The organism is Paenibacillus sp. FSL E2-8871 (assembly GCF_038000345.1).
Taxonomy (GTDB): Bacteria; Bacillota; Bacilli; order Paenibacillales; family Paenibacillaceae; genus Paenibacillus_AQ.
Genome location: NZ_JBBOBV010000001.1, coordinates 6,741,539 through 6,761,695 on the forward strand (window position 1 = coordinate 6,741,539; position 20,157 = coordinate 6,761,695).

Annotated in this window: 21 protein-coding genes; 9 read left to right on the top strand and 12 right to left on the bottom strand. The window is 46.9% G+C overall.

All coding sequences use genetic code 11. From position 1 onward, the window contains the following. The first annotated feature begins 56 nt into the window (after positions 1-56). Positions 57-332 carry a hypothetical protein gene (locus NYE25_RS30130; RefSeq protein WP_076283332.1) on the top strand — a complete coding sequence of 92 codons (276 nt, stop codon included), beginning with the start codon at positions 57-59 and terminating at the stop codon, positions 330-332. A gap of 120 nt (positions 333-452) precedes the next feature. Here NYE25_RS30130 and NYE25_RS30135 read toward each other — a convergent pair whose 3' ends face one another. The 6 genes from NYE25_RS30135 to NYE25_RS30160 are packed head-to-tail and all read right to left on the bottom strand — an operon-like array spanning position 453 to position 7,148. Next, positions 453-1,583, bottom strand: a complete 1,131-nt coding sequence (locus NYE25_RS30135; protein ID WP_341147594.1) for a YheC/YheD family endospore coat-associated protein — start codon at positions 1,581-1,583, stop codon at positions 453-455. Beyond that, complete coding sequence (locus tag NYE25_RS30140) at positions 1,565-2,083, bottom strand: GNAT family N-acetyltransferase (RefSeq protein WP_076283330.1); 519 nt, start codon at positions 2,081-2,083, stop codon at positions 1,565-1,567. Before NYE25_RS30140 ends, NYE25_RS30135 begins: the two co-directional genes overlap by 19 nt. 25 nt (positions 2,084-2,108) lie before the next feature. Next, positions 2,109-3,221, bottom strand: a complete 1,113-nt coding sequence (locus NYE25_RS30145) for a YheC/YheD family endospore coat-associated protein (RefSeq protein WP_076283329.1) — start codon at positions 3,219-3,221, stop codon at positions 2,109-2,111. Continuing rightward, on the bottom strand, positions 3,218-4,591 hold the full coding sequence (locus tag NYE25_RS30150) for a YheC/YheD family endospore coat-associated protein (RefSeq protein WP_076283328.1): 1,374 nt from the start codon (positions 4,589-4,591) through the stop codon (positions 3,218-3,220). Before NYE25_RS30150 ends, NYE25_RS30145 begins: the two co-directional genes overlap by 4 nt. Further along, a complete protein-coding gene (locus NYE25_RS30155) occupies positions 4,592-5,770 on the bottom strand; it encodes a YheC/YheD family endospore coat-associated protein (protein WP_341147595.1) in 1,179 nt (392 codons plus the stop codon). 10 nt (positions 5,771-5,780) lie between these two features. After that, positions 5,781-7,148 (bottom strand): YheC/YheD family endospore coat-associated protein, encoded by a 1,368-nt coding sequence (locus tag NYE25_RS30160; RefSeq protein ID WP_341049190.1) that lies wholly within the window; start codon positions 7,146-7,148, stop codon positions 5,781-5,783. A gap of 331 nt (positions 7,149-7,479) precedes the next feature. On the opposite strand from NYE25_RS30160, the gene NYE25_RS30165 reads away from it, so the two are divergent. After that, complete coding sequence (locus tag NYE25_RS30165; RefSeq protein WP_042186485.1) at positions 7,480-7,818, top strand: YlbF family regulator; 339 nt, start codon at positions 7,480-7,482, stop codon at positions 7,816-7,818. 126 nt (positions 7,819-7,944) lie between these two features. Here the strand turns inward: NYE25_RS30165 and NYE25_RS30170 are convergent, their stop codons facing one another. Next, a complete protein-coding gene (locus NYE25_RS30170) occupies positions 7,945-8,520 on the bottom strand; it encodes a hypothetical protein (RefSeq protein WP_042186488.1) in 576 nt (191 codons plus the stop codon). A 192-nt stretch (positions 8,521-8,712) separates the two neighbouring features. On the opposite strand from NYE25_RS30170, the gene NYE25_RS30175 reads away from it, so the two are divergent. Next, positions 8,713-8,997 (top strand): hypothetical protein, encoded by a 285-nt coding sequence (locus NYE25_RS30175; RefSeq protein WP_042186490.1) that lies wholly within the window; start codon positions 8,713-8,715, stop codon positions 8,995-8,997. 308 nt (positions 8,998-9,305) lie between these two features. Here the strand turns inward: NYE25_RS30175 and NYE25_RS30180 are convergent, their stop codons facing one another. Beyond that, positions 9,306-9,446, bottom strand: a complete 141-nt coding sequence (locus tag NYE25_RS30180; protein WP_341147596.1) for a hypothetical protein — start codon at positions 9,444-9,446, stop codon at positions 9,306-9,308. A gap of 104 nt (positions 9,447-9,550) precedes the next feature. Continuing rightward, entirely contained in the window at positions 9,551-10,384 is an 834-nt protein-coding gene (locus NYE25_RS30185; RefSeq protein WP_341147597.1) for a hypothetical protein, read from the bottom strand. Positions 10,385-10,561: 177 nt separating this feature from the next. Here NYE25_RS30185 and NYE25_RS30190 point away from each other — a divergent pair, with 177 nt between their 5' ends. Continuing rightward, positions 10,562-11,896, top strand: a complete 1,335-nt coding sequence (locus NYE25_RS30190; protein ID WP_341049186.1) for a DRTGG domain-containing protein — start codon at positions 10,562-10,564, stop codon at positions 11,894-11,896. A gap of 95 nt (positions 11,897-11,991) precedes the next feature. Here the strand turns inward: NYE25_RS30190 and NYE25_RS30195 are convergent, their stop codons facing one another. From NYE25_RS30195 to NYE25_RS30205, 3 genes are all read right to left on the bottom strand, one after another. Continuing rightward, entirely contained in the window at positions 11,992-12,324 is a 333-nt protein-coding gene (locus NYE25_RS30195) for a YtpI family protein (protein WP_341147598.1), read from the bottom strand. Between the two features lie 87 nt (positions 12,325-12,411). After that, on the bottom strand, positions 12,412-12,918 hold the full coding sequence (locus NYE25_RS30200) for a hypothetical protein (protein ID WP_341049185.1): 507 nt from the start codon (positions 12,916-12,918) through the stop codon (positions 12,412-12,414). Positions 12,919-12,923: 5 nt separating this feature from the next. After that, positions 12,924-13,247 (bottom strand): YtrH family sporulation protein, encoded by a 324-nt coding sequence (locus NYE25_RS30205; protein ID WP_094874151.1) that lies wholly within the window; start codon positions 13,245-13,247, stop codon positions 12,924-12,926. Positions 13,248-13,573: 326 nt separating this feature from the next. Here NYE25_RS30205 and NYE25_RS30210 point away from each other — a divergent pair, with 326 nt between their 5' ends. From NYE25_RS30210 to NYE25_RS30230, 5 genes are all read left to right on the top strand, one after another. Beyond that, complete coding sequence (locus NYE25_RS30210) at positions 13,574-17,212, top strand: DNA polymerase III subunit alpha (RefSeq protein ID WP_341147599.1); 3,639 nt, start codon at positions 13,574-13,576, stop codon at positions 17,210-17,212. 74 nt (positions 17,213-17,286) lie between these two features. Continuing rightward, the gene (locus NYE25_RS30215) at positions 17,287-17,787 is read left to right on the top strand and encodes a phosphatidylglycerophosphatase A family protein (protein WP_042186505.1); all 501 of its coding nucleotides are present in this window, start codon (positions 17,287-17,289) and stop codon (positions 17,785-17,787) included. A 146-nt stretch (positions 17,788-17,933) separates the two neighbouring features. Further along, positions 17,934-18,122 (top strand): hypothetical protein, encoded by a 189-nt coding sequence (locus NYE25_RS30220; RefSeq protein WP_042125966.1) that lies wholly within the window; start codon positions 17,934-17,936, stop codon positions 18,120-18,122. Positions 18,123-18,194: 72 nt separating this feature from the next. Next, positions 18,195-19,088: an acetyl-CoA carboxylase, carboxyltransferase subunit beta gene (gene accD / locus NYE25_RS30225; RefSeq protein WP_042186509.1), complete on the top strand. Its 894-nt coding sequence runs from the start codon at positions 18,195-18,197 to the stop codon at positions 19,086-19,088. A 1-nt stretch (position 19,089) separates the two neighbouring features. Continuing rightward, a complete protein-coding gene (locus tag NYE25_RS30230) occupies positions 19,090-20,091 on the top strand; it encodes an acetyl-CoA carboxylase carboxyltransferase subunit alpha (protein WP_341147600.1) in 1,002 nt (333 codons plus the stop codon). Positions 20,092-20,157 lie beyond the last annotated feature (66 nt).

Here is a 20,157-nt window from a genome sequence, read left to right on the forward strand (position 1 = left end):
GGGTTATTCCTATGTGATGATAAGGAATCGAGAAGCATGTTAAAGGAGTATAAAAAATGATAATGAGCTTCCTTTTTATTGCTTTAAGCGCTGCACTTGGAGTGGGCATGTGGTTTTTAGTAATAGGTATAGTCTTTTCTATTGGTGGCGGAGACTTATTTATAGTTACTCATTATGATTCCTTATTTTTTTATATTGCTGTTTTTTTGTTGTGTATCGTGAGCTATCTTTTGTTTATAAAACATCTATTAGAGAAGGACTTACAGCTCTTGCTCCATATTTGTGTGGGTACCACTATACTCTTCTTTTTTCTAACGCCTTGGCTCAGCTAATCAAAATCTTCAATACAACGAGTTTTTCTAATATAAGTTCCTCAGAACATCAGAAGTCATACAACAACCGCACTTTCTGCATATTGCAGAGAGGCGGTCGTTTTGTTGTTGAGTATCATTTTATTCCTCAGTAGTCTTAGCTGTGGTTGGGGCACCTTTGTTATTATATAGCCATAACGCGTATTCTAAAGGTCGCACTAGTGCTTTGCGATAGGTGTTGCCGTCCCCTGATCGGGCAAACACTTCACGTGCAGGCTTTGGATTAACCTCCAGCACATAGATTTTTCCTTCTCGATCAATGGCAAGATCCAGTGCAAGTTCACATAAGGCTCCGAAACTTTCTTCCAAGAAGGCAGCGGCATCAAGACCTAACCTTTCGGCAGTTTTCATAACCTTATCGGTCTTATCTTGACTACCCAGCCATTCCTTCAGGAGCGTTTCAGCTCGAACGGCGTGCCCACCGCCATGAAGATTTGAGGTTACGCTTCGGGCGGCACCGACCCTTGCTGCCATACCTGTCAGCTCCCAGACGCCTTGCCCATTCTTTTGAACGAGCATGCGATAATCATGGAAACGTCCACCAGGCAGACGTAGTGGAATCCCCTGTTGGACGAGGAAACGTCCACCAATACACCATTGTCGAACGATGGAATCCAATCGGGAGGCAGAGACCTTTCGGGGTGGAATAATCCGGCGATCTTGGCGGCGGCCCTGAATATCAAATACCCCTTTAGTGTTCTTTACCCGCTCAATTCTAAGGATACCGCGTCCACCTGTGCCGTTTGCAGGCTTGATATAGAGGACCGGGCTCTGCTTTAACATTCGGTGCAGATCCGCAGAGGAGTTATACAGTAATGTTTCTGGCATATGCTGCCGGAAGCGACTCTTTTGTGAGAACGTTTGGTGAATGGTCCATTTGTTGCGCAGTGGACGATTCAGAAACAGCAGATGTTTATAGTGTTCACGGAAACGAAGCAATTGTTGAAAGCGCGTGCTGCGCTGGATGCGGCAACGGTCATAAATCATGTTCGGGAAGGAACGCCATTTACGTGACCATTTCCCGCTCTTTGGATCAAAGACAAGGGCATGGATCTGCTCTTTGCTGGGATGGACATCCATGGGGGTAAACACAAAAACATCCAAGCCCATTCGATTGCCCTCAATGATCATTCTCCGGTACACGGCCTTTTCTTCAAGCTGCTTGGCTTCATTTATATACAAAGTAAGAATGCCTAAGACGGGCTCTGGCACAGGAGTTCACCTTCTTGTGGAGAGTTTGTAGTACTGACGGTATTCTGTGGTGACCGGATCAATAAAGTTGGCTTGCCAGTAGGGCCACTAGTAAGCGCCACTGCGGCAAGACCAACATTGAAACACATTTTCAGACTGGCTGTATTATCGCTGGCAACACTGCATTCCAGACGGCCTAAACGCTTTAACTGGGCGGCCATAAGGGCGGTGCCCGTATGCCTATTTCGGTATAAGGGATGCACGGCAACGAGACAAGCCTCTTCACCGAAACCGGATACGAAGCTTACTCCTGCTAGCTGGCGCCCATTCTGACCGCGTACGGTGGCGACAAGCAGCGAGACACCCGGCTCTGACAACTGTTCTGGAGTTAATCGGGCCATTACCTTGCAAGCTTGGTTTGTAATCCGACGCTCCCCATGCTCTCTTATAAACTCAAGCAGTCCGGTTAGCCGCGATTTCCACTTTTTAGCATCAGTGTCGTAGATAGAGGATATCTGCATGCTGTGTCACATCCTTTAATGGATTCTATTTGATATGGCGTGCTAAGTGCTGGCCATATTGAAAGATTCGCTCCAAAGAAAGCTTGCGAATCGCAGGCTCATCAAATTTCATCGGCCGGGAGTTTGCCTCAAAGAACCAGAGTCCGCCGTTCTCATCGACACCGAGATCCATCGACATCTCCCCGAGCATAGAATCAGAGGCTCTTTCAATTTGTCTGGCAATTAACAGAGCAGTTGTAGGTACACTTTTTAAGATTGAGGCTGCTCTTTCGGTTCCAAATGTGCTTTCCAGCATGGTGGAGGGCTCCTCGATACTTCCGCCACGAGGTACATGCGTAGTGATGCTGCGGGCACCAGCTAGACGCGCACCTATGCCAGTCATTGCCCAGCCGCCTCTGCCGTTTTTCTGCAGAAGTACACGTAGATCAAATGGTCGTCCTCGGTGAGTTGCTAGTTCAATAGCTTGCTGTACGATATAGCGTGAGCTTCCCTTTTCTTTGCCTATCCGTGCCCAGAGGCGTTCTACTGAGGCAGCTTTGTAGGTCACATTTTTTTTGCCGCTTTGAATTTGCAGACGATAGGGTAAGGTGGTATCTGCACGGTATTTTAAACGCATAATTCCTTTACCTGCTTTGCCATTCTCAGGTTTAAGATAGAGACTGGTATGATTATTTAGCATGGCAATAAGCGTGTTTGCACTGCGTAAACGTCTGGTTTTTGGAACATGCTTCGAGGTAGCATACGAGCCTTTCAACCATTCAAATAGACTCCATTTATTGAAAAAATATGGATTATATAGCTTAATGCCTGGATGTTCCAGGCATTGAGCTATTTTGCGTACGACAGCAGGTTTTTCCTCATCCTCACGGGTAGGAATTCGGTTATATATGATTTGTGGAAGAGGTACCGGAATGCTGTACCATATTCTTCCGCTGGATGATGGGACATAACCGTTCACCATCCGTTCCTCAAGCTTCAAGTCACGGACAGTGACGACGTAGACAAGAAATCCCAGTTCCTTGCCTGTGCGAATGATGTCCCGGAAATTATTACGGTTGCCATTAAAATGCCTTACTTTATCGCTGGTTGTCAGTATGGCAATAACGGGTTTTGTTTCATCCGGAATATGGGTGTTCACATCTCATCCCTCCTGCGGAATTTGCTGAGGTATAGACAATGCTCCAGAATGTGCTCGATGGAAGCTTTGCCCTCAGCGCGCAGGGAAGGATGACGGAAGATGGAACGTCCTGGTTTGGCGTTGGCCTCGAACATCCAGATGTCTTCATCCTGATCAATGCCGAGATCAAAGCCAATTTCACCGAGCAAATGACGATGCTGGATTTCTAAGGATTCTGCCAGCTTAATGGCTGTACTCTTCGCACGCTGTAATACTTCATCTGCTCGGCTGCCGAATACACGCCCGAGCGCCTGCCCAGGTGTAAGCAATGCCCCCCCGTTTTTGAGGTGAGTGGTGACACTGCCCCGGCCGGCTTTCTTAGCGCCAATACCGACTACAATCCATTGATTACTGCCGTTTTTATGCATATGGAATCGGAAGTCAATGGGGCAGCCATCAATTTCAATCAAACGTATTCCTTGTTGGACGATATAATTTTGCAGGCCTTGACCGTGTCGTGACCGAAGCATACGCATGAGGCTTTCAAAGGTAGTGAAGCGCAGAAGTACGTTTTTTCCACCTTTGCGGTAGCGGGCAAAATATCCTTTTTTCGGCAGATAGGTAAGTCGGTAAATCCCGTGACCCAGGCTGCCTGCGGAAGGTTTGTAATATACAAAATGGTGGTGATCCAGCATTTCTCTCATTTTTTCGGAGGAGGGATTGCTGTGTGTCTCAGGTACGTAACGGTTTGCAGCTCCGTCATTCTCTAGCAACCGATAAATATCGGACTTATTGAAAAAGCTCCAGTTGAAGTAAGGGATTTTCTTGCGCATAAAGCGTTCGCGAAGCTGGTTGATATAAGGTGAAGTCTCCGCTCTCCGACTGGGTAGCCGATTGTAGACGACATCAGGCAGAGGAACCATTTTACGTTCGAATTTGCCGCCTGCGGTTAAGAAATAACCATAGACCTGCTCCTGTTGCCAGTTGATATCACGCGGCATAAAGGCAAATATATAACATTTGTTACTGCCTTCCCGCAGTAACTGCTTTATAAAGCCAGTGCGAGAACCGAAGGGTTGATTTGGAGATGCTGGCCCATCGGTCAATACACCGACCAAAGGTCCAAGCTGTACCTCGTCGTTTTGCAGATTGCGTAAATAGATACCACCAGATTTCGGAACCTTGATAGCACTCTTTACACCAGTGGCGAGGAATAGATGATTTCCGGCGCGCTTGATGGGCTTGATCATGGTCGGGATGGCATCTTTACCGAGTCTAAGGCGAATGTTCTTCTTCCCGGTTAATTTCAAGCTTTTCATCAGTGCACCTGATACATATACAACTCTTTGGGGCTGCTTAGTAAAATGCACATTGCAAAAAGTGAGACTCATTTATGAATCCTCCTTAGGAACCATTGTTATCATTCTCCCGTTTATAACGGAGCTGTCCGTAGATAGGGATGGTATCCGTCGCTGTGTGAGTAGCAGATGGCGCGCATAAGACAGTGGATTCTCGGCGGCGAGCTTAGCAGCCCGGCGGTCGCCCGTCAGCCGGAATACCGTGCGCCCTGGCTTGGAATTTGCTTCAAGTAAATGAATCCGACCGCTCGAATCAATACCGAAATCTAGGCCGAGTTCTCCAAGCCTACCGCATGCAGCCTCCAGAAGAGGAGGCAAGTATGCAGCTTCTGCAGCAAGCTCCTGCATGATGTCTTTTCCGTCCTGACCATATTCTGCAAGCAAAAAGGGCAAAGGAGGAACCGCAGTTCCACCGCCATGCAGGTTCGAAGTCAGTGAACCATGATTACCCAGCCGAACGGCCATGCCAGTAAGATCCCAGCGACCGAGGCCATTCTTTTGCATCAATACACGCACATCGAACGGTTGCCCCTTACGATTAGTTAGGTGCAGATAAGGCTGTATAATATAGCGGCGTGTGCCGATAAATTCATGAATCCAGTTCAGTCCTTCATCCTGCGAGCTGAATACATATTGAAAGGGTGTATTTGTCCCATCACGCCCTCGTACTCTTATGCCTCCTCCAGAGCGTCTGTTCTGCAGTATGGCATGTAATGTACGTTTGCCATGAGAGCCTGCTTTGGGTTTTAGGAAGACCCCGTATTCTCTTTCAGCGAGCATATTGCTTAACTTGCGTGTACCGGTATAAAGAACAGTTTCCGGCAGTAAAATAGCGGCTCTTCGGTTACGCTTCAAGATCTCGTATACGCACCATTTATCAGGTAGACCTCTTGACCAAGGTAGTGAGCGGTGAAGGAAAGAGAGTGCAGACGAGGCTTCTTTTCTTTCTTTCGGACTATTGTAAAAACAACGATTATAAATGATATCTGGTGGTGTAGAGGTCGTATTGTGCCAGCTTCCGTCTTTCCATGTATAACCGGTTATAGATGACCCGTCTGCCGCTACTCCGTCCGGATGAAACACGAGGACTTTAAGGTTATAGCGCGGAGCTGCACGGCATAAATGACTGCAAAATTCTGGCTCGGCAATCGGAGGATTCCCGTGGCGACGGCCCGTCATAATGCCGAGGAACCCCATAGCTGTTTCAGTCATTGTGTCCTCCTTATAAACCGGCCAAATAGCGGCAATACAGAATCATTTGCTTGACGGACGGTCTGATTTTTTGATCGTTTAGCGGTGTATTATCGTTCTTGGAAGGTTTGGAGTTAACCTCCAAGAGCCATATTCGTCCGGATTGATCCAGTGCCAGATCGATTCCGAGCTCTCCGAAATGAGCAGGGATAAAGGTTTCTACTCCTCTTGCAATGGCTAGTGCTGCTCTTGGAAGCTGAAGCTGTACGCTATCCTTGGTACCTGGAGGAAGGCTGCTCTTGCTAACGGCTTCACGGACAGTACTGAGACTGCCACCTCTTGCTAGATTGGAGACGAAATGATTGCTACCAGCGGTGCGAGCGACAATGGAGGTAACGCCCCATTTTCCGGTACCATTCTTCTGTACAAGTGCTCGGAAATCTACAGGACGCTTACCGAGCTCCATCAAAGGTAATCCTTGTTGAATCTGGTAGCGCGTTGTCTTCATCTTGGGAGCAATGGACTGATACAGTTTAGCTAATGTTGGGTAGCTTTGCTTGCGTGTACCTATAGAGGTAGTAGATAACAAACGGTATCCTCCGCCTTCATCTTTGGAGATTCGGAGAATGCCTTTGCCGAGACTGCCCCGTACAGGCTTTAGAAACACGCTTGGGTATTGGCTGCACATTTTCTTTACAACAGCAAAACCGTTTAAAGCATGCGATTCCGGTAAATACCGCTTCAATGAAGGGTCTTGCGCTAAAGCTTCAAATACTTCTGTCTTGTCAAGAAATTTTTCGTTGAAGAAATGCGTTCCATACCGTGATTTTACATCCGCCAAAAAATGCTGTACGCTAGGTTTATTCTCCACCTTTCGCGTCGTTAGCCGATTGTTGATTACATCGGCGATGGGCAGACTCATTTTCCTCCAACCCTCGTTGTATACCCAGCCCTGGATGGAAGAGCTGCTTGTTTCCAGCGCTTCCGGGGTAAAGAAATATACATAGGCGCCTTGTGAGTGGCAGGCATTTGTTAATTCTCGACAGAACATGGTAATGGGTCCAAACAGCCTGTCGAGATTATCTGGATGGTCACGGCTGACGAGTACACCGATCAACGGTCCAAGTCGCAAGGTACGACTTACAGAGCTGTATGAAGCGTTGAGGGTTTGCCGATGTTTCCATCCGGTCCGCCGCGCCAGTCCTTCGCTTACACGCAGGCTTTCGGATTTGGGAGCCGGGATAATGGTAACCTCCTGCCGGAAAGAGCCGAAAGCCAGCTGGAGCGTTCCGTGAGACGGGATTTTGAGTCTTTTCATGGATCGTTCGCCAAGCATTATAGCGTTTTCCTGCAGGATGCCCGTGTGGACCGTATGGACCGGGATCTTGAATTGGGACATCGTGGATCTCCTTCCGGTAGGCAGCATGATGCCGGCAATTTGGTAGCTAAGGGTTACATATCATTCATCATATGGAGACATATGACCCTTGGTGATTGACCTACTCTTTAAAAACCTTGCCGCATCATTTCATAAGTCTGACCCAAGAAGCGAAACAAGCATGGGATGAATCAATATTTGGAAACTTAAGCGTATGCTTCCGGTGCGAGTTTTGTACGAAGTAACTCTAGGAAGCGAACGCTAACAAAACTTAAGCAACGCTTTCGAAATGAGTTTTGTACGAAGACGAATCGAGAAGTAGTGACTTACAAAACTTTTAGGAGGAATCATAATGAGTATTCATGACAAAGCACATGAACTGGCGAAAGCCATTAAAGAAAGCACTGAGGTAGCGGATATCACCAACGCGATGAAACTGGTAGAAACAGATCCTGAAGCCAAGGCGATGCTCGACAACTTCCGCAATGGTCAATTGGAGCTTCAACAACGGATGATGAGCGGAGACATGCCTCCGCAGGAAGAAATGGAGAAAATGGAGAAATTATTCGAGGTGCTTAACATGAATCTTGGGATTCGCCGTCTGTTTGATGCAGAACGCCGTCTGAGTGTTGTAATCGAGGATGTAAACAAGATCATTACCGAGAGCTTGTCGCAATTGTATGGCGAATAAACGCTTTTAGTAAGCGGGTATTCACCTGAAAAGTTTGATCAGTGCAATCTAAATAGGGTGTTCCCGAAGCCGTTTGGCATTGGGAACACCCTATTTATTCTTGTGACTAGCACATGAGTAAACTCGCTAATCTTGTTTTCCTTCGATTGCGCAGAGAAGAATACCAGCAGCCAAACCTAGGCGGCGATCAAGCATTCCCTTGGGATCCTCAGAGAAGTCAGCGATGATTTTAGTAACGAATGGATTAAAATTTTGTTTGAAAGTCGGGATCGTTGTATCATTCATCTCGATATTATATTTTTGAGGGATAATAGAGATGAAGCGGCGGAGTATAGCCATTGCGGTGCTATCTTCCTTGATTTTTCCGATTTCCTGATCATGATGATCGAGAATCGTCCATTCATCCTTCAAAATCGATTTGAGTCCCTTACGCCGGAGAGCACCAACATGCTCGCCAGTCTCCGAATCATGCACATCATAAACGGCACTAAAGTCGATGGCATTGCGGGCTTTTATACGCAGAAGCTCCTTTTGCATAGACTCATCCGTGTACAGTGCAATATCCTCTTTCAACTTGAATGCTTTCATTTGTGAATAGAGTACAAGCTGCTCGGCGTTATCATAAATATGAAGCTTCGCACCCATGATGGAAAATACCTTTTTTCGAATTATGTATTCGGTATGAGTATAAGTTGCATTCAATTCTAAATCGCCCCCTAAATGAAATTATCATCTCATATATAAGCTTTGCTAGCTATAAAAATGCGTATTATTTTATATAATTTTTTGAATAGAAGTATATTTTTATGGACTTGTCTCATATTACGGGCTTCATGTTCATAGAGTAGAGATATAGATTTAATCGAATATCTTGTCTACGAGGAGCTGTGGGTTATGAGAAAAAGAAACAAGTTTAAACATGGTGTTTATCTGTTGCTGGCGTTGGCCATGCTTTTGTATGCTCTGCCGAAGTTATCGCTTGCGAATGGGCCTAGCTGGGTATTTGGCTTTGGGGTGGTCTGGTCACTTTTTGCCTTTATGGTTATTGCAGCACATCTGCATTTTATTATTGGTGTTGATGAGGAGAAGACCAAGCGTTTGGAAGCTGTGCGAAAAGCAAAATTGGAGCAATGGCAGTCCAAATGGAAAGAAGAAACTAGAGTTACACAAAGATCATAGAATTGGGTAGCTTCCTTAAGTAACTAGATTTAAATATTCCCGTGGAAAACGCTGAAATGGCGAAAAGAAGGGTATAAATCCCCTAGATTCTCGTGAGAAGCGCCGAATTAGCTAAAAGAAGGGTATAAATCCCCTATATTCCCGTGAAAAGTGCCGAATTAGCTAAAAGAGGGGTATAAATCCCCTAGATTTCCGTGAAAAGCGCCGAATTAGCTAAAAGAGGGGTATAAATCCCCTAGATTCACAGAAAAGCCCACTAGCGTAAGCCAGTGGGCTTTAAAATTGCCCGCAAATCAGGGGGATTAAAGTTATCTTGTACCTGTAAAAGGATTGATCTCATCCGAGAGATCTTTTCCAGCTTTCTTTTCTTCTGCAGATATCCGTTTACCTAGAGCCGCGTAGTACCACACCGCAGGAACGAGAATCGCGAGTATAAAAAGAAATTGCATAAAGCCATCCCCTTTCACCTCTCCATCATAACATATTTTTCCTTTTTTCTTAAGGGACTATTCTCTATTCGCCTACCCACTACCCCGTTTGTCTAACAAACGGGTTACTCTTTACTGACAGAGCATTCTACTTCAAATACATAACTGGCGCTCCCCTGAGGCCATCTTGCTTGGATTATATACAGATGTTTTCCGCTACCTGCTGCGAGTTGAAAACTGTTATTTTCTACGGAAAGAGCTTCGTCTGGACGTTCCTCACCCGGAAATGAAGCCACAACCTCTATCTCCTTGGGTGCAGATGAGAATTTGAGTTCTACCTGATCACGGCTGATGGCTTTGGGATGTACCTTCTGTTTGGTAACTAATTGATCGTAAGAAGCCATATCTACACAGACGCCTTTGCCATTGTCATTCCAGCAATAAGAGCCTTGAATGGCATCGAATTGCTCACCGCCAACAGTAACTTGAACGTTAGGGGGCTGTGGGTTAGTAGTGTCTGCTGGAGAAATCTTATCTTCTTTAACAGTCGATTGGAATAAGTCCAACAGATCTTTTTTGCTGATATCCGAAAGACGATAGTGACCCGTTTGTCCCGATTTAATGAGTAACCCACTGTTGCTTCCGACGATCCAAAAAGAGAACTCATAACTTATGCCGTCCTTCATGTTTACGGTGGTTCTGTAATCGCTTGGAGCAATATCTAGTTGTCCTTTATCATATTCAGCAGCAGTTATGGCTTGAACGAAACGTTTCAAGGATGATGCTTCAGAAATAGTCGTCACCGGCTGGTCTTTTTCTATTAAGTTAATAGAAACTATATTTTGTGCATCCAGCTCTATTTGGTTTGATTGTTTTACTTCGGTTCTCGTATTTCCACAGCCGATCAGTCCTATGAAAAGCAAAGTAATGGTAAATATTATTAACGTGGTCTTGTTCATATCCACAATGCTCCTTTCCTCTTTCTTTAACTCTCAGACTATAAAAAAGAGGAAAAGGTTGCTAAATAACGGGCAATTAAATTCGAATTCGATGCATATGAATCGGTTGTACTGTGCCATTCTCTCCGTGTATAATGAGTACAGTATAGTACAGATCGGAGTACGGGGGTGTAACAGTTGGAAGGTCAAGGGGATGCAATTACTAAACACGAGCAACTGCTGCAGCATATTGAAAGTCTTAAGGTAGGCTCCAAAATATCTGTTCGTAAGCTTGCAAAAGAAATGTTGGTCAGTGAGGGAACGGCTTATCGTGCCGTCAAGGAAGCTGAGAATCTTGGGATTGTCATTACGAAGGAACGGATTGGTACAGTACGTGTAGAAAAGAAGCCTCGTAACATTTCTGAACAGCTGACGTTTGGTGACGTGGTTGATATTGTGGAAGGTCATGTTCTCGGTGGGGCTAGCGGACTGGGTAAACATCTACATAAATATGTAATCGGTGCGATGAAGGTCGACGCGATGATTCGTTATATAGACGCAGACAGTCTGCTTATTGTGGGTAACCGCGATGATGTTCACTCCTTAGCGCTAGAGCAGGGTGCCGGAGTTCTGGTTACAGGTGGTTTCGGGACGAGTCGTGAAGTGAAGGCATTAGCCGACGAACTGGATCTCCCCATCATTTCATCAAGACATGACACGTTTACCGTGGCATCAATGATTAACCGAGCGATTTTTGATAGATTGATTAAGAAAAAAATTATGCTGGTAGAAGATATTGTCGACAGCAAACCGCGTATGATTACGTTGAAAATTTCAAGCACTGTAGGTGAGCTGCGACAGATTTCTGAGGAAACTGGAGAGCAACGTTTTCCCGTTACAGATGAATGGAACCGAGTGATTGGGATTATCGGCCGACGCGAAGTAGAGGACCTGGCAGAAGGGCAAAGTATTGAAAAGGCTATGGTTCGGAGTCCGGTTACCGCTGCGCTGCATACCTCACTAGCTTCAGCTGCGCAGATCATGATGTGGGAAGGTGTCGATTTCCTCCCCATTGTAGACCGTAACCGCAAATTGGTGGGCTCCCTAACCCGTAAAGAAGTGCTGCAAAGTCTGCGAGATGTCCGTAACACTCCACAGCTTGGGGAGACCTTCGATCATCTCATCTGGAACGGTTTTGCGGATGAGCGGGATGAAGAGGGTCGATTGTTTTTTCACGGCTTTATTACGCCTCAGATGGCCACAGACCTTGGTACCATTTCTGAAGGTGTATTGTCTACGCTAATGACGCTCTCTGCGTTTAAGGCAGCGAAGGATATTACAGGAAATGACTATGTATTAGATAATATGTCCACCTATTTTATCCGGCCGGTACAGATCGAACATGCGATAATTGTAATGCCGAGACTGCTCGAGATAAGTCGCCGTACATGTAAGCTAGAAATAGAGATCAGCTATTCGGATACCCTGGTAGCGAAAGCTGTCCTGATGCTGCAATCCATTGATCACGGCTAATAGATAATGAATCACAAACATGCTAAATAGACTGCCCTCAACGATGATAGAGAGGGTAGTCTATTTTATTCTTGTAATCCTATCAGAGGGATAGTCTAGGCTTTCGACTGGTGTTGTTCCTGGCTACGGCTACGGCTACGGCTACGGCTGTAATAACTATAGCTGCGTATTCCTGAGAAGATGTTAAACACACCGATTAGAAGAAAGGCAGCTTCAACAATGATATTAATGGTGGAGCCGCGAAATAGAAACATGGAAATCAGGGAAAGCGTTACGAGCATACAACCCAGCATCACATTCATGACGGAGCGTTTTAGCCCCTTATCTTGGGGATTTAAGGCACGGCGAGAGGATAAGCTGTACACAGCGGCGCCGATTACAAAGATCACCAGCAGGATAAACAATAAGTACTTGATAAATAAAACCATGGACAGCCAGCTCCTTTATCATGTCGTGCAAAAGCCTTGAAGTAATTTCCACTTTTGTCTGTCCATTATTGTATCATACGATTGTTGTTAGTTGCGCTTAAAAGGAGTGATTTCCACCCAGATTTGCAGAACACCTTCCATGACGAGCATCGTCCGGATTTTGACAGAGTATTCCTTATCACGCACAATGTAAAGTTTGCCATCCAGCAGCAGTCTAACCAGTTTACTGTCTGTGTCAATATCGAACATGCTGCGGCCACGCATGGGCTCCAGATCTGATCGTATTTCACTAAGTATTAATTTTAAAGTTACGGGGTCAACTGAGGGTGAGCCTTCTGCTTGGGCTTTGCTTTCCTCTGATCGAATTTTGATTTCTCTGATTACCGTCGAGGTATTATTGTATTTTTTGAGTGTTTTAATATCCTCTTGATATTGCTCGATCTGTGCACGCAGGTCTACATTATTCAGCCATAACACGTTGAATCCAACATGGTATATAGCGTTGTATATGACGGCTCCTACGACGATCCCCAGCATGAATATAGCGGAAATTTGGGTGAATCTACGAAAACGACTGAATGGTGGAACTCTCACTGGCGTTACCCCCTGCCGCACACCCATTTTACTAGCTCGCTGCCCATATGAGCTCCGAGAAAAGCGAAGGCAAGATACATGATTTGCTTGATGGCGGGAGAGAGGTTGCCTCCAATCATGTTGCTTTCAATGACCCGTAAAGGGTCCATAGTACCCCCTACAGCGGCGGCAAGTGCCCATATTTTAATCCGGTCTGCTACATCTAGCATCGTTTGCGTCGGTGGTTGCAGGGATACTACGGCGCCGATTCCGCCGACCATAGCTCCGCCAAGTACGATGCCGAAGGCGATAAAGAAATCGAGGATGGCTTTGCTCATAAAAATGCTCATAAAGGCCCCTTCCCGGACGAGGCATCTATAAACGTTGCCTGTCCATGTGCTCTTAATCCATTCTATGGGCGGGTCCCCCTTTAATATGATAAAATAGTTTCATCTTATAGTGCGAGTTCAAAAAGTACGGTTTTCAGCACCGAGAAGATTGAAAGAAGGTAGAAAATGAGGAGCGGAGCGTAGTGGAAGCTTTTGTGAGCACCGGAAGTTTCGCCTGAATTCAATATTCGATGTCGAGTAAGCTTCTTAAGTTACTTCGTGATCAAAAGCGGATTTTTTGAACAACTATTTATGTTTGATTTTTGTAGTAGAAAGGAAGTGGGATAATGAGCCCTTTCGTGCATTTGCATGTGCACAGCGAATACAGTTTACTGGACGGGGCGGCGCGCATTACCGATCTCGTGCGCCGGGCCGGCGAATACGGCATGAAGTCGCTGGCGCTTACGGATCATGGAGTGATGTATGGGGCGATCCCCTTTTATAAAGCGTGTAAAGAGAATGGAATCAAGCCGATTATCGGCTGTGAAGCTTATTTAACCGCGGGCTCTCGCCGTGAGCGAGGCAGTCGTAAAGATCAACCGATTTATCACCTGATTCTGCTCGTCAAGAATGAAACCGGCTACAAGAACCTGATGAAGCTGATCTCTATCGGTCATCTGGAAGGTCATCACTATAAACCTCGTATTGATATGGAGGTTCTGGCCGCTCATTCGGAGGGGATCATATGCCTCAGTGCCTGTCTTGGCGGCGAAGTGCCGCAGCATTTGTTGCATGGAAGAGATGACGAGGCGCGAAAAGCTGCGCTGCGATATAAGGAGATTTTTGGCGAAGACTTCTACCTGGAGCTTCAAGATCACGGAATTTCCGAGCAAAAACGAGTAAATCCGAAGCTGATCGCACTTGCCAAGGCCTGTGAGATCCCACTTGTAGCTACGAATGACGTCCACTATTTGGCCAAGGAAGATGCAGAGGTACAGGATGTTCTGATCTGTATTGGAACAGGTAAAACTGTGGATGATGAGGAACGGCTCAAGATCGGAACAGATCAGCTGTTTCTAAAAAGTAGTGATCAAATGGCGGCGTTGTTCCCGCATGTGCCTGAAGCTATCAGTAACACGCTATTGATCGCAGAAAAATGTAATTTGGAGCTTACCTTTGGTCAACATATTCTGCCTGCGTATTCACCAATTCCAGAAGGTAAGGACTCCGCTGCTTATTTGCGAGAGTTGTGCTTTAAAGGGCTTGAAGAACGGTATATAGACACACCGCTTTGGGCATCGACTGAGCAAAGAGAGACCGCTGAGAAGCGTCTTGCCTATGAGCTTGGCGTCATCGAGAATATGGGTTTTAGCGATTATTTTCTAATTGTGTGGGATTTTATCGCTTATTGTCATCGTCAGGGGATTGCTACTGGTCCGGGCCGGGGTTCTTCCGCGGGGAGTCTTACCGCTTATTCCCTACGAATCACGGATGTAGATCCGCTTAAGTATAACTTGCTCTTTGAACGTTTCTTAAATCCAGAACGGATCACGATGCCAGATATTGATATCGATTTTAGTGATGAGCGTCGTGATGAGGTTATCGCTTATGTGGTGGAGAAATACGGCAAAGAACATGTGGCACAAATCATTACGTTCGGAACCATGGCTGCACGGGCTGCGGTCCGTGATGTGGGCAGGGTGCTGAATTTACCTTATAACGAGGTAGATAAGGCTGCCAAGCTCATCCCAGGACAACTAGGCATCAGCCTTGCTAGAGCGCTGGAGACTACTCCAGACCTAAAAGCGCTGTATGACAGTAATCCGAAGATCAAAGGTTTGCTGGATATGGCAATGAAAGTGGAAGGTATGCCTCGTCATGCTTCGACACATGCTGCCGGGGTTGTTATTTCCAAAGGTCCGCTGACTGATGCTGTACCCCTTCAAGAGGGCAACGAAAGTACAGCGTTAACTCAGTACTCTATGGAGCATTTGGAAAGTGTTGGGCTGCTGAAGATGGATTTTCTGGGCCTGCGTACTTTGTCGATTATCGAACGCTGCATGAATTCGATTAAAGAAATGAGTGGCAGTGTTCCAGATTTTAAAATCATACCAGATCATGATCCGCTTACGTATGAAATGCTAGGTGCTGGTGAGACGACTGGGGTCTTCCAGCTGGAGTCGGCGGGTGTAAGACGTGTGCTTAAGGATTTGAAGCCTAATGGTTTTGAAGATATCGTATCGGTTCTAGCCTTGTATCGTCCGGGTCCGATGGAGTTTATCCCGAAATATATAGCAGGTAAGCACGGTCAGATCGAAGTAGAGTATCCGCATCCTGATTTGAAATCTATATTAGCGGATACCTATGGGATAATTGTGTATCAGGAACAGATTATGCAGATTGCTTCGCTTATGGCTGGATTCTCGCTTGGTGAAGCGGATCTGCTCCGCCGAGCGGTTTCTAAGAAGAAGCGCGAGACGTTGGATAAGGAACGCAGTCATTTTGTACAGGGGAGCTTGCAGCAAGGATATAACGAAACGGATGCGAATGCTGTTTATGATATGATCGTACGGTTTGCGGATTATGGCTTCCCGCGTGCGCATGCGGCGGCTTATGGTGTGTTGGCTTTTCAGACGGCATATCTTAAAGCGCATTATCCGGTACAATTTATGGCTTCTATGCTGACCGCTGTGATGGGTACTCACCGTAAGGTGGCGGAATATGTACTAGACTGCCGCCGCACGGGCATCGGCGTATTACCGCCGGATGTGAATGAGAGCGGCGTACTGTTTACCCCTGTTCCAGGAGAGGAAACGGGAACAGGGCATATCCGCTTTGGGCTCGCAGCGATTAAGAACGTCGGCACGTTAGCAGTGGAGAATATTATGTCGGTCCGCAAGGAGCGACCGTTCGACAGCCTGCTCGATTTCTGTCGACGTGTGGATCTGCGGGTCTGCAACAAGCGGGTAGTGGAGTCTTTGCTGCAGGCAGGAGCCTTTGACTGTCTGCCGGGTCATAGGGCCCAGCTGCTGGCTATGCTGGACGAGACCGTTGACGCCGCGACGAAATGGCGCAAGGAGCGGGATGAACTGCAAATTCAGTTGTTCGACGATTTGGTGGAGACGCCGAATTGGGAGATTCGCTATCCGGATATCCCTAAGTTCACAGTAGGACAGCAGCTGGAGATGGAACGTGAGCTGCTGGGGCTGTATCTATCAGGTCATCCGCTCGACGATAGTGTTGAGCTGCTTGAGGAGCCGGGTATACAGCGGCTGATGGATCTCGGTGAAGCCGCAGATGAGAGCCAGACGGTTACGGCCGGTATGGTCGTATCCGTTAAGGAAATTACGACGAAGCAAGGAAAATCGATGGCCTTCATCGAATGGGAAGATCAGATCGAGCGCTGCGAAGTCGTGCTCTTCCCCGAGGTGTGGAAGCGAAGCCGCGGCTTGATTGCCAAGGGCGCTCTGCTGGCCTTGCGCGCCAAGGTGCAGCAGGAGGACGAAGGCTTCAAGCTGCTGGCCGAGGAAGTGGCGCTGCTATCCGCGGAGACACTCCGCGGCCTGCTGCAGCGCCGTAGTGCCGCCGCATCCCGCTCGTATAGCGCGGGACGCTCGGCCACAGCAGGAGCGCCGCCGCGTGGTGCGGCTCCTGCTTCGCGGGCTAGCGGGGCCGCCACTGGCCCCGCTAGCAGACCTGCAGGCGGCGCAGCTGCGCCTGCAACACCTGCACCGGCCGCTGCGCCAGCGCCGGGCTCAGGCCAGCGTGTCTTTATCAAGATCACGCCGGCCGCCGAGAATGCTGCGCAGCTGTCGCGCCTGAAGGAGCTGCTGCAGAATCATCCAGGCCCAGTAGCGACGATTCTGTTCTACGAACGGGATCAGAAGCTCCTGGCCCTTAGCGATAATTATCGGATTAAGCCTACCGAGGAGCTAATCGCGGCTATCGAGTCTATGCTGGGGGCAGGTACCGTAAGAATAAAATAAGAACAATTCCACCCTTTTCCGCATACATTAGGAAACCACAGGGCGAATCCCTGGGCGGAAAGGGGAATCACATCATGTCCTATCAAATGGCAGTTGATCTGTTGGAACGTAGAGGCGTATCACTTTCTTCCATTGCTGAAATCGTATATATTTTACAATCGGTCTATTATCCCGGTTTATCCAAGGAAGAATGCCTTTCCAGTGTGAAATCTGTATTGGGAAAAAGAGAAGTGCAGTACACGTTAATGACGGGGATCGCACTTGATGAACTGGCAGAGAAAAGACTGCTTCCGCAGCCGCTCCAGGCAGTAATGGAAGCGGATGAATCACTTTATGGAGCGGACGAGACTCTAGCCCTTGGCATCACAGGGGTATATGGGATGATCGGACTTACAGGATTTGGGTACTTGGACAAAATAAAGCTTGGAATCATTGGTGAATTGAACGATGATAAGGGGAGGATTCACGTGTTCTTGGATGACTTAGTAGCGGGTATCGCTGCAGCTGCTTCTGCTAGAATCGCTCATCGGCAGGAAGGGGCAAAAGTATATCCTCTGGTCACGGACACGGAATAAATGACCCGATTCATTTCGTTTGAACAAGTTCCTCAGTCTTGCTTCCTTTGCCCTACGCCTGTTGCGGGAAAAAAGAAAACTGTGTTATCATAATTCCATTATACGGGATACGGCTGGGAATTAAGATTGGGGAGGCCTTGCAAGGCATGTGGACGGTAATATATATCGCGCCGACCGCCAAAGTGGCGGATATGATTAAGAGTAAGCTGACTGAAGAAGGTTTTTTAGTAAAATGCCGTCCAATCAATATGTCCAAGCAGCAGTTTGAGATATTGGTTCCTTCGGGTGAACTGGAGGAAGTACAGGAAGTCCTTAATCTTATTCTGCATCCCTGAATTTCTATCAAGAGAAAAGTCATGACAGCGGCAAGCTGCATAACGCAAATAAACGGCTGAAGAGGTGCGGGTGTGTTCAAAGATTTATTTCAGAAGAAACGGAAGTACGCGACTATTCCTTCAGAACGTCTGGAGCGAAGCGGCGTGCCTGCAGAAGGCGAACGCCCCAAACGGGAAATTCCAGAAGGATTAATGAGTAAATGTAATAAATGCGGAACGATCCAGTATAGCAAGGAATTGGAAAAGAACCTAAAAGTATGTCCTACTTGTGGTCATCATTTGCGTTTGAACGCCGTAGAGCGTATTGCTATGACGTTAGACCCAGAGGGCTTTATTGAGTTTGATAGTGAAATGTATTCTATAGATCCGCTGAAATTCCCGGGTTATGCCTCAAAACTGGAGCAACAGCAACTAAAATCGGGACAAACTGATGCCGTGATTACGGGGCAGGGATCTATTGGCGGACATCCAGTGATTGTAGCTGTGATGAATTTCGAATTTTTCTCCGGCAGTATGGGATCTGTAGTTGGTGAGAAGATTACCCGGGCGATTGAAGAAGCCACGGAGAAGCAGCTTCCACTCCTTATTTTCTCTACTTCTGGCGGAGCGAGAATGCAGGAGAGTATTCTAAGTCTTATGCAAATGGCGAAGACCAGTGCAGCGCTTGCTCGTTTCAACGAAGTGGGCGGCCTTTATATTTCTATAATTACGGATCCGACAACTGGCGGAGTATCTGCGAGTTTTGCTAGTCTTGGCGATATTATTATTGCTGAGCCTGGGGCGGTATTCGGTTTCGCAGGACGTATAGTCATTGAACAGACAATTCGCCAGAAGCTTCCGGATGATTTCCAGACGGCTGAATTTAATCTGCAACATGGCTTGATTGATATGGTTGTGCACCGTAAAGAAATGCGCGCCACACTGACCAAAATTTTGGAATTGCATGATGTGAAAGGGGGATTTTAGGTTGGCAGGAGAGTTGCCTTTTGAAATGCCTCTGGTTGAAATGCGCAAGAAAATTGCCGAGCTAAAGCAGTTTGGCGAAGAGAAAAGTATTGATTTTACGGATGAGGTAGCAAGACTGGAAGAACGGTATCGTGTGCTTGAGGAGGAAGTTTATTCTAATATCTCCCCTTCCCAAAAAATGCATCTAGCTAGACATCAAGGACGTCCGACTTCTCTTGATCTTATGGGGCATATCTTCACAGATTTTATCGAGCTTCACGGGGATCGAATGTTTGGGGATGATCTTGCAATTGTAGGCGGTATCGCCAAACTTAACGGCGTCCCGGTTACGGTCATTGGCCAGCAGCGCGGTAAAGATACGAAAGAGAATATTTTACGCTTTTTCGGCAGTGCACACCCTGAGGGCTTCCGTAAGTCACTGCGTCTGATGCAGCAAGCGGACAAGTTCAATCGTCCCATTATAACCTTTGTAGATACGAAAGGTGCATATCCAGGCAATACAGCTGAGGAAAGAGGACAATCTGAAGCAATTGCCCGTAATTTACGCGAGATGTCTCAGTTTGGTGTCCCTGTAATCTGTGTGGTCATCGGTGAAGGCGGGAGTGGTGGCGCACTAGCACTGGCAGTTGGTAATAGAGTGCTTATGCTGGAGCACGCCATTTATTCGGTGATATCCCCTAACGGTGCTGCATCGATCCTTTGGAAGGATGCTTCGAAGGCTGATCAAGCCGCAGAAGCCATGAAGATAACGGCATCTGATTTGCTTGAAATGGAAGTCATCGAAGAGATTGTTCCTGAGCCAAAAGGTGGCGCTCATCGTGATTATGAAGCTACGGCAGCTGCAATTAAGGATGCATTATGGCGTCACTTGCAGGAGCTGATTCCTCTGGATAGAGCGGAATTGAAAGAAGATCGTTATCGTAAATTCCGTAAAATAGGTGAGTTTGCTGAAGTCCAGCAGGAACAGATTTTCCTTGAAGAAGAAGTGGAATCTGAAGTGTGAATCGTGCCTTTCCATTTGCACTTTAAGACATATAACCATACTTAGTAGACTATTTTGAATTAAGTG

Coding starts and splice junctions, on each gene's coding strand:
- NYE25_RS30140 (WP_076283330.1), bottom strand. CDS start 2,083: ATGCAGATATCCTCTATCTACGACACTGATGCTAAAAAGTGGAAATCG.
- NYE25_RS30195 (WP_341147598.1), bottom strand. CDS start 12,324: ATGGTTTTATTTATCAAGTACTTATTGTTTATCCTGCTGGTGATCTTT.
- NYE25_RS30165 (WP_042186485.1), top strand. CDS start 7,480: ATGAGTATTCATGACAAAGCACATGAACTGGCGAAAGCCATTAAAGAA.
- NYE25_RS30130 (WP_076283332.1), top strand. CDS start 57: ATGATAATGAGCTTCCTTTTTATTGCTTTAAGCGCTGCACTTGGAGTG.
- NYE25_RS30160 (WP_341049190.1), bottom strand. CDS start 7,148: ATGTCCCAATTCAAGATCCCGGTCCATACGGTCCACACGGGCATCCTG.
- NYE25_RS30215 (WP_042186505.1), top strand. CDS start 17,287: ATGTCCTATCAAATGGCAGTTGATCTGTTGGAACGTAGAGGCGTATCA.
- NYE25_RS30210 (WP_341147599.1), top strand. CDS start 13,574: ATGAGCCCTTTCGTGCATTTGCATGTGCACAGCGAATACAGTTTACTG.
- NYE25_RS30220 (WP_042125966.1), top strand. CDS start 17,934: ATGTGGACGGTAATATATATCGCGCCGACCGCCAAAGTGGCGGATATG.
- NYE25_RS30180 (WP_341147596.1), bottom strand. CDS start 9,446: ATGCAATTTCTTTTTATACTCGCGATTCTCGTTCCTGCGGTGTGGTAC.
- NYE25_RS30175 (WP_042186490.1), top strand. CDS start 8,713: ATGAGAAAAAGAAACAAGTTTAAACATGGTGTTTATCTGTTGCTGGCG.
- NYE25_RS30205 (WP_094874151.1), bottom strand. CDS start 13,247: ATGAGCATTTTTATGAGCAAAGCCATCCTCGATTTCTTTATCGCCTTC.
- NYE25_RS30155 (WP_341147595.1), bottom strand. CDS start 5,770: ATGACTGAAACAGCTATGGGGTTCCTCGGCATTATGACGGGCCGTCGC.
- NYE25_RS30185 (WP_341147597.1), bottom strand. CDS start 10,384: ATGAACAAGACCACGTTAATAATATTTACCATTACTTTGCTTTTCATA.
- NYE25_RS30150 (WP_076283328.1), bottom strand. CDS start 4,591: ATGAGTCTCACTTTTTGCAATGTGCATTTTACTAAGCAGCCCCAAAGA.